This is a genomic window from Hyphomicrobium sp., assembly GCF_036833075.1.
In the GTDB taxonomy this organism is placed as follows: Bacteria; Pseudomonadota; Alphaproteobacteria; order Rhizobiales; family Hyphomicrobiaceae; genus Hyphomicrobium_C.
The window spans coordinates 37,382-45,565 of record NZ_DAITQL010000032.1 but is presented as its reverse complement, the minus strand read 5'-3'; the positions used below and the strand labels follow the sequence as shown (position 1 = coordinate 45,565).

Sequence of the window (8,184 nt, the reverse complement as noted above, 5' to 3'; positions counted from 1 at the left end):
CATCGGCTGGTACATGGTGAAGTCCGGCCTCGTCGATCGCGTCGACGTCAGCCAGTACCGCCTTGCGCTGCACCTGACCGTCGCCTTCCTGATCCTGGCGCTGGTCGTATGGCTCGCCTTCGAGCTGGGCATTCCCGAAAAGGACGAGCGCGCTTCGCGCGGACTGAGGACGCTCCCGCTTCTGATCGTCGGCGTGATCTTTCTGCAGGTCGTGCTCGGCGCCTTCGTCGCAAGCCTCAAGGGTGGCCTCGTCTACAACACGTGGCCGAGCATGGGCGGCGCGCTTCTTCCCTACGACCTGATGACGATCGAGCCCTGGTGGCACAACCCGTTCGAGAACCCGGTGACGGCGCAGTTCAACCACCGGCTGGTCGCCTATCTGATGGTGGCGTTGGTGGCGGTGGAGGCCTGGCGCACCGTCGCGTCCGGAGCGGCGGGCCGGGCGCGCGCCTCGGCGGGGCTCCTGACGGCCGGCGTGATCGCTCAGGCCGGGCTCGGTATCTGGACCCTGCTCGAAGCCGTGCCGCTCGGGCTCGGTATCGCCCACCAGGCGGGCGCGGCGGTTCTGCTCGTGCTGGCCGTGCGCCACCTTCACGTTGCCTCGCGGCCGGCCTGATCGCCCTCGAAGGGCACTACCTTCCGCGGCGGCGCGGATGGCTGAAATGCCGCTCCGAGGCGATCACCGCGATCGCGAACGCACCTCCGACCAGGACGACAAGTGTGAGCAGCGCCATGTCAAAGCCCTCCTTCGGTTGATGCCCGAGAGTGCTTCGATCTTTCGAGGCGTGCAGTTCCCCGGGTGACAGATCCCCCGGGACAGGCGCGTTTCAAAGCCCGAGCATCAGTTTGATGTTCTGCACCGCCGCGCCGGCCGCGCCTTTCCCGAGGTTGTCGAGCCGCGCGACGAGCACCACCTGCCGCTGCGCCTCGTTGGCGAACACGTAAAGCTCGAGCGTGTCCGTACCATTGAGTGACAACGCATCGAGCCTGCCGCCGAGCTTGGCGACCTCGGCCTGAGGGGCGACACGCACCAGCTCCGCGCCGCGGTAATGCGCTTCGAGCGCGTTCTGGAGGTCGTCGGCCGCGGGCGCCCCGGGCAGCGTATCGAGATGCAGGGGAACGCTGACCAGCATGCCCTGGCGGAAGTTCCCGACCGACGGCACGAAGAGCGGCCGCCGCGAAAGCCCGCCGTAACGCGTGAGCTCCGGCACGTGCTTGTGCGCGAGGCCGAGCCCGTAGAGCTCGAAGTCCGGCGCCGTATGCGCGACCTCGTAGGATTCGATCATCGACTTTCCGCCGCCCGAATACCCCGAGACGGCATTGACGGTGACGGGGTAGTCGGCCGGGAGCAGTCCGGCATCGACCAGCGGCCGGATGAGCGCGATGCCCCCGGTCGGATAGCACCCGGGATTGGTAACGCGGCTGGCCGTGCGGATGGCATCGGGCTGCGCGGCGTCGAGTTCGGGAAAGCCGTACACCCAGCCGTCCGCCACCCGGTGCGCCGTCGAGGCGTCGACGATCCGGGGCGCGCGGTTGCCGAGCTGGTCGGCGAGCGATACGGCCTCGATGGCCGCCGCATCCGGCAGGCACAGCACGACGAGGTCGACCTCGCCCATGATCGACCGGCGCGCCTCAGGATCCTTGCGCGCCTCGGGCGCGATGCTGGCCACGCGAACGGCGCTCTCGGCGGCGAGCCGCTCGCGGATCTCGAGGCCGGTGGTGCCCGCCTCGCCGTCGATGAAGATGCGCTTCGTCATGGCCACAGAAGCCCCAGCCGATGCAGGATGCCTTGGAAGATCGTCTCCGAGCAGCCGACGCCATAGGCGGCGCAGACGATCTTGTGGCTGTCGCGGTAGATCATGTCGAGCGCGACGTAAAGAATGATGATCAGGCCGATCCAGGCGATCCAGGGGTAGCGGGCGAGCAGCTTGGCGATGTAGGTCGAGGCGACCGCCATCAGCACGATGGCGATGGCGAGGCCGATCACGAGCACGAGCGTCGATTCGCCGGCCGCGCCCGCGACCGCGAGCACGTTGTCGAGCGACATCGACACGTCGGCCAGAATGATGGTCCAGAGCGCCGACCAGAATCCGGTCTCGTTGTGCGGCACCGTATTGGAGGCGAGCTGGTTCTCGACGTCGTCGATCGAGTGCGCGTGGCCGTCGACGATCTGCCTGTACATCTTCCAGGAGACGAACAGCAGGAGCAGGCCGCCTGCGAGCGTGAGGCCGATGACCTGCAGCATCTGCTGGGCGATGCCGGAGAAGAGGATGCGCAGCACGACCGCGCCGGCGATGCCCCAGAAGATGACCTTGGCCCGCATAGAGGGGTGGACGCGGGAGGCTGCCATGCCGACGACGATGGCGTTGTCGCCGGCGAGCGTCAGGTCGATGATCAGGATGTTGAAGAGGGGAACGGCATTGGCGGCCCACCAGGAAGGACTTGCGAGGTGGGTGATCTCGGTTAACAGGGCTTCGAGCATCCAGGGCGCCTTTCGGGGAGGACGGCGAGATCGCCTGATGCGGCGCCAGTCCGATGGGCAGCAGAGAACAACACCATATTTAGTACAAAAACAACGGCCCGCGAGGGCGGGCCGTTGCAAAGAACACGTAAGGAGGCGCGGCGTTCTAGCGCTTCGAGAACTGGAAGCTGCGGCGCGCCTTCATGCGGCCGTACTTCTTGCGCTCGACGGTGCGGCTGTCGCGGGTGAGGAAGCCGCCCTTCTTGAGCACGGGGCGCAGCTCCGGCTCGTAATAGGTGAGCGCCTTGGAGATGCCGTGGCGCACCGCGCCGGCCTGGCCCGAGAGCCCGCCGCCCGCCACCGTCACGACGATGTCGAACTGCGTTGCGCGGTTGGCGGCCGCGAGCGGCTGCTGGAGCAGCATCTGCAGCACGGGGCGCGCGAAATACTGCTTGTAGTCCTTCTTGTTGACCGTGATCACGCCTTTGCCCGGCTTGATCCAGACGCGGGCGACGGCGTCCTTGCGCTTGCCCGTGGCGTAGGCGCGTCCGAGGCTGTCGAGCTTCTGGACGTGCACGGGCGCCTCTGCGGAGACAGCCCCCTTGAGGGCGCCGAGATCGTCCAGGGACTTGGTTTCCTGCACCATGGCTTATGCCCTCGAGTTCTTGCGATTGAGCTTCGCGATGTCGAGCGTGGTCGGCGTCTGCGCCGCGTGCGGATGCTCGGCACCCTTGTAGATCTTGAGATTGCGCATCAGGCGGCGCTGCAGCGGGCCGCGGGCGAGCATGCGCTCGACGGCAAGCTCGATCACCCGCTCGGGGAACTTGCCTTCGAGGATGCGCCGCGGCGTCGTGGCTTTGATGCCGCCCGCATAGCCGGTGTGGCGATAGTAGATCTTGTCGTCGTGCTTCTTGCCGGTGAAGACGGCTTTCTCGGCGTTGACGACGATGACGTTGTCGCCGCAGTCGACATGCGGAGTATAGATGGCTTTGTGCTTGCCCTTGAGGCGCGTGGCGATGATGGTGGCGAGACGCCCGACGACGAGGCCCTCGGCGTCGATCACCACCCACTTCTTTTCCACTTCGCCGGGCTTGGCGACGAATGTCTTCATGGCGGGATAGGCTCCGGCCTGAGTGTTGGAAGGACCGGCGACATGAAAAGCCCCGGTTGCGAAGCGCACTCATTACGTGACATCGTCGTGTCCGTCAATTTACGGATAGAAATAAATAATCAAGATAAAACAATAAGATACATATTGAGGTAATACATAACCTCATATGTGGTTATATATTACCTCATAACGACAGTATCCGCTCCTCCGTTCGGCCCGGAGAGTATTGCCGCCGCTGCCCGGCCGGTGTAGCCCATTGCATGCGACGTGCCTCAGCTTTTTCATGCGGGATCCGGGCCAGCCTCGTGCTGACCGGCCCCGCGTTGCCAGGAGACCCGAGGTCCGGCGTCGCCCGTTCTTAGATCGGTCTCACTTCTGATCTTAGGTTCGGGCAATCGCGGCGCGCCGGGGCGGCAGCGCGATCCTGGTATGGGAATGGGAGGTTGAGCCTGATGAGCATGTTTCTTTCGCGCCTCAAGTCGCTGGCGCTGGTTTTCGGCCTGAGCGCGGGTGTGGCGCTGGGGGCCGCGGCGCAGGAGTTCAAGCAGATCGAGTTGAGCGACGAGAAGGTCATGGCTTTCATCGCCGCTCAGAAGGATTTTGCGCCGCTCGCGAGCAAGCTCGTCGAAGGCGGCGATCAGCCGGACGTGGCCTTGACCAAGGAGCTCGAGGAGATCGCCAAGAAGCACGGCTTCGCGAGCTTCGCCGAGTTCGAGGATGTCGGCGCGAACATCACCCTCGTCCTCGATGGCCTCGACCGCTCCACGGGCGCCTTCACCGACCCGATCGAGAAGATGAAAAAGGAGCTCGAGGACATCAAGGCCGACGACACCATTCCGGCCGAGGACAAGAAGCTGGCCGTCGACGACCTGACGCAGGAGATCGCCGCCTCGAAGCCGCTCGAGCACAAGGGCAACATCGAGGTCGTGAAGAAGCACGTTGCCGAGATCGAGGCGCTGATCCCCGACGAGGCCGGCGAGAGCGGTCCGGAAGATGGCGAGCCGCCCGCGCCATAGGCGGCCTGATCTGCGGAGACCGCCCGGTGTCGACCAGCGAGACCGAAAAGACATCCGCCCCGCTGGCGGGCGCCGGCGATGGGACGGCGCTCGTTCGGGTTTCGCGGCCAGAAGCCGGCATCGCCGTGCTGACCCTCGATGCGCCGGCCTCCCGCAACAGTCTCTCGCGCCGCATGATCGCAACCCTCGACGACGCCATCGGGGCGCTGTCGGAAGACCCGGATGTCGCAGCCGTCGTGCTCGCGGCGACGGGCCCGGCGTTCTGCGCCGGACACGACCTCAAGGAGCTCATGCGCCACCGCGGCGATGCTGACGGGGGGCGTGCCTTCTACGACGAGACGATGCAGGCGTGCGCCGGTCTCATGCAGGGCATCGTGCGCAGTCCCAAGCCGGTCATCGCCGCCGTCGAAGGCGTCGCCACCGCGGCGGGCTGCCAGCTCGTCGCCACATGCGACCTCGCCGTCGCCGCGACCACGGCCACGTTCGCCACGCCGGGCGTCAACATCGGCCTCTTCTGCTCGACGCCGATGGTCGCGCTCGCGCGCAACGTGTCACGCAAGCGCGCCATGGAGATGCTCCTGCTTGGCGAGATGCTGTCGGCAGAGGACGCGGAGCGCCACGGCCTCGTCAACCGCGTCGTCCCCCTCGCGCGCGTGCGCGAGGAGGCGCTCGGCATGGCACGCATCATTGCAGCGAAATCGCGTGTGACCGTCGCCATCGGCAAGGAAGCCTTCTACCGGCAGATCGAACAGCCGCTCGCCGAGGCGTACGCCTACGCCGCATCCGTCATGGTCGAGAACATGATGGCGCGCGACGCTGCCGAGGGAATCGGCGCGTTCCTGGAGAAGCGGCCTCCGGTCTGGAAGGGGTGCTAGGTGGAACCGCGCCTGTCTTTCGTGACGCTCGGTGTTGCTGACATCACCCGCGCGCGGGCCTTCTACGAGAAGCTCGGTTTCAAGCCATCCTTGGCCTCGACCGATGACGTGGCGTTTTACGACGCAGGCGGTGTCGTGCTCGCCTTGTGGGGACGTGCCGACCTCGCCAAGGACGCCGGCATCTCCAGCGAGGGTGCGGGCTTCCGAGGGATCGCCATGGCCCACAACGTCCCGACTATTGAGGAGGTCGCGCGCGTGCTGGCGGAGGCGGAAGCGGCCGGCGGCAGGATTGTGCGGACGTCGGAGCCTTCTGGGGCGGGCAGACGGGTTACTTCGCAGACCCCGACGGCCACCTGTGGGAGGTCGCCTGCAACCCGCTCATGCCGCTCGACGCTGCGGGCCGGGTGACGCTGCCGTATGACACGCGCGGTTGATCGGCGGCCGCTAGTCGGCCACGATCTCGAAGCTGCCCGCGAGCTCGGCCGTAGAGCTGCTGCCGACGAACACGCGGAACCGGCCCGGCTCGACGACGGGCCGGCCCGCGTCGTCGTGATAGGCGAGCTCGGAAGCCTTGAGCGTGAAGCGCACCGTCTTTCGCTGGCCTGGCGCGAGCGCAATCTTCTGGAAGCCCTTGAGCTCGCGCAACGGCCGCGACCGCTCCGCGACGAGCTGGCGCGTGTAGAGCTGCGCGACCTCCTGGCCGGCCCGCGGTCCCGTATTCTCGACCTCGACGCGAACCTCGATCGCGCCGTCGCGCGTCATGCGCGGGGCGCTGATCTCGAGCCCCGAATAGGAGAAGGTCGTGTAGCTGAGCCCGTGCCCGAAGGGATAGAGCGGCGTCGGCTTCTCGTCCACGTACCCCGTTGTATAGCGGTCGGCTGTCGCGGGGCGGCTGGTCGGCAGGTCGCTGTAGGAGATCGGCACCTGACCGACCGAGCGCGGGAAGGTCATGGGCAGTTTGCCGGACGGCGCGATCTCTCCGGCAAGGACCTCCGCCAGCGCCGTGCGCCCCTCCGTCCCCGGGTGCCAGGCGATCATCAGGGCCGCAACCTTCTCATGCGCTGACGTGAGGGCGAGGGGACGTCCCGTCTCCACCACGAGCGCGATAGGCTTGCCGGTCTCGGCCAGCGCGTCGAGCATCTCCTCCTGCACGCCCGAAAGCCCGAGGTCCGTCCGCGAGGCGCCTTCGCCCGAGACCGCGCAGTCCTCCGAAAGAATGAGCACGACGAGATCGGCGGCCCGTGCCGTCGCGATGGCCTCCGCCTTGTCCTTGAAGGCGTGGCCGCATGCGTCCGCGAAGCCTGCCGCGAAGAGAAGGGTCTGCGTCGCTCCGATTCGGCGTCTGAGTGCCTGCTCGAGGGTTTCGGTCTTGGGTTTCTCGAGACGGGCCGGCCCGTACCAGGAGTGATCGCTGATCGAGGTCGCAGCCGCCCCGATCAGAGCGACGGTTCCCGATTGCGGCGTGATCGGCAGCGTCGCCCCGCTGTTCTTGACCAGCACGAAGCTCTCGCGCGCGACCGCCCGCGCCGCCGCACGCACGCGCGCGTCCGTCACCGCCGACGGGATCTTGCGCGCGCCGCCCGGCGTGTCCTCGAACAACCCCATCCGGTATTTGACGGTGAGCACCCGGCGCACGGCCGCATCGATCTCGTCCATGGAGACCCGCCCTGCGGCGACCTCCGTGCCGAGATGGCGGCGATAGGCCTCTCCCGCCATGTCGAGGTCGATGCCGGCATGAAGCGCCTTGCGGGAGGCTTGCCCGAGATCTGCAGCAACGCCGTGGTTCATGAGCTCGGGGACCGCGAAGAAGTCCGACATGACGATGCCGCCGAAACCGAGTCGCTCCCTGAGGACGTCGGTGAGGAGCCAGCGGTTGGCGGTGACGGGCACGCCGTTGACGGTGTTGAAGGAGGCCATCACCGTCTCCGTTCCGGCACCGATGGCGGCTTCGAACGGAGGGATGTAGCGGTCGAAGAGCTCGGCGATCGAGATCTGCGCCCCGTTGTAGTCGCGTCCGCCTTCCGGCGCGCCATAGCCCACGAAATGCTTCGCCGCTGTTGCGAGGCCGCCCTTGCGATAGCCCCTGACCCGCGCCGCGGCGAACGCGGACGCGAGGAACGGATCCTCTCCCGCGCCCTCGATCACGCGCCCCCATCTCGGATCGCGCGAGACATCAATCATCGGCGCAAACGTGAGATTGATGCCGTCCTGCGCCGTCTCGCGCGCCACCATCTCCGCCGCGAGCTCAGCCAGATCGGGCCGCCACGTCGCCGCCCACGCGATCGGCACCGGGAAGGTGACGCGGAAGGCGTGGACGGCATCGATGGCGAAGAGGAGGGGGATCTTGAGGCGGGACCCTCGGGCGGCAGCCTCGAACGACCGGAGATGGCCGGGGTTGACCACGTTCAGCATGTTGCCGATGCGCCCTTGCTTGACCGCCTCGAGCTGGGACTCGTAGGGAAAGGCGAGGGATGGAAAGTTGAGCTGCCCGATCTTCTCCGCGAGCGTCATGCGGGCGATCAGCGCCGAGACCTTGGCCTCGATGTCCGCCTCCACGGCACGCGCCGGCGGAGGGGTGGGGGAGGGGGTCGAATGAGCCGGGAAGGATGCGAAAGAGGGGAGCAGGAACAGAAAGATACGCAGTAACCGCATCGACGAGGGCCCTCGCTGATCTCGACCAGGGCATGGTATAGGGAGAGGAGCCCCGCGCGTCCATTTCGC

At 66.9% G+C, this 8,184-nt stretch carries 9 protein-coding genes; 4 read left to right on the top strand and 5 right to left on the bottom strand.

From position 1 onward, the window contains the following. Nucleotides 1-616 (top strand): COX15/CtaA family protein (locus V7082_RS11180; RefSeq protein WP_334148519.1); only part of this gene is annotated, 616 nt, incomplete at its 5' end. Nucleotides 617-827: 211 nt separating this feature from the next. Here V7082_RS11180 and argC read toward each other — a convergent pair. The 4 genes from argC to rplM form a co-directional block, all read right to left on the bottom strand. After that, entirely contained in the window at nucleotides 828-1,757 is a 930-nt protein-coding gene (argC, locus tag V7082_RS11175; RefSeq protein WP_334148517.1) for an N-acetyl-gamma-glutamyl-phosphate reductase, read from the bottom strand. Further along, nucleotides 1,754-2,482 (bottom strand): TerC family protein, encoded by a 729-nt coding sequence (locus V7082_RS11170; RefSeq protein WP_334148515.1) that lies wholly within the window; start codon nucleotides 2,480-2,482, stop codon nucleotides 1,754-1,756. Before V7082_RS11170 ends, argC begins: the two co-directional genes overlap by 4 nt. Before the next feature lie 145 nt (nucleotides 2,483-2,627). Further along, nucleotides 2,628-3,107 carry a 30S ribosomal protein S9 gene (gene rpsI / locus V7082_RS11165; RefSeq protein WP_334148513.1) on the bottom strand — a complete coding sequence of 160 codons (480 nt, stop codon included), beginning with the start codon at nucleotides 3,105-3,107 and terminating at the stop codon, nucleotides 2,628-2,630. A gap of 3 nt (nucleotides 3,108-3,110) precedes the next feature. Beyond that, on the bottom strand, nucleotides 3,111-3,572 hold the full coding sequence (gene rplM, locus V7082_RS11160; protein WP_334148511.1) for a 50S ribosomal protein L13: 462 nt from the start codon (nucleotides 3,570-3,572) through the stop codon (nucleotides 3,111-3,113). A gap of 452 nt (nucleotides 3,573-4,024) precedes the next feature. Here rplM and V7082_RS11155 point away from each other — a divergent pair, with 452 nt between their 5' ends. From V7082_RS11155 to V7082_RS11145, 3 genes are all read left to right on the top strand, one after another. Next, nucleotides 4,025-4,588 (top strand): hypothetical protein, encoded by a 564-nt coding sequence (locus V7082_RS11155; RefSeq protein WP_334148509.1) that lies wholly within the window; start codon nucleotides 4,025-4,027, stop codon nucleotides 4,586-4,588. A gap of 62 nt (nucleotides 4,589-4,650) precedes the next feature. After that, nucleotides 4,651-5,463, top strand: coding sequence for an enoyl-CoA hydratase (locus V7082_RS11150; protein WP_334148521.1), 813 nt, complete (start codon nucleotides 4,651-4,653; stop codon nucleotides 5,461-5,463). Continuing rightward, nucleotides 5,464-5,871, top strand: a complete 408-nt coding sequence (locus tag V7082_RS11145; RefSeq protein WP_334148507.1) for a VOC family protein — start codon at nucleotides 5,464-5,466, stop codon at nucleotides 5,869-5,871. Between the two features lie 36 nt (nucleotides 5,872-5,907). Here V7082_RS11145 and bglX read toward each other — a convergent pair whose 3' ends face one another. Continuing rightward, nucleotides 5,908-8,115 (bottom strand): beta-glucosidase BglX, encoded by a 2,208-nt coding sequence (bglX, locus tag V7082_RS11140; protein WP_334148505.1) that lies wholly within the window; start codon nucleotides 8,113-8,115, stop codon nucleotides 5,908-5,910. Between the last annotated feature and the right edge of the window lie 69 nt (nucleotides 8,116-8,184).

Excerpts from the sequence above, each read along its gene's own strand:
- argC (WP_334148517.1), bottom strand. The coding sequence starts at position 1,757 with ATGACGAAGCGCATCTTCATCGACGGCGAGGCGGGCACCACCGGCCTC.
- V7082_RS11170 (WP_334148515.1), bottom strand. The coding sequence starts at position 2,482 with ATGCTCGAAGCCCTGTTAACCGAGATCACCCACCTCGCAAGTCCTTCC.
- rpsI (WP_334148513.1), bottom strand. The coding sequence starts at position 3,107 with ATGGTGCAGGAAACCAAGTCCCTGGACGATCTCGGCGCCCTCAAGGGG.
- rplM (WP_334148511.1), bottom strand. The coding sequence starts at position 3,572 with ATGAAGACATTCGTCGCCAAGCCCGGCGAAGTGGAAAAGAAGTGGGTG.
- V7082_RS11155 (WP_334148509.1), top strand. The coding sequence starts at position 4,025 with ATGAGCATGTTTCTTTCGCGCCTCAAGTCGCTGGCGCTGGTTTTCGGC.
- bglX (WP_334148505.1), bottom strand. The coding sequence starts at position 8,115 with ATGCGGTTACTGCGTATCTTTCTGTTCCTGCTCCCCTCTTTCGCATCC.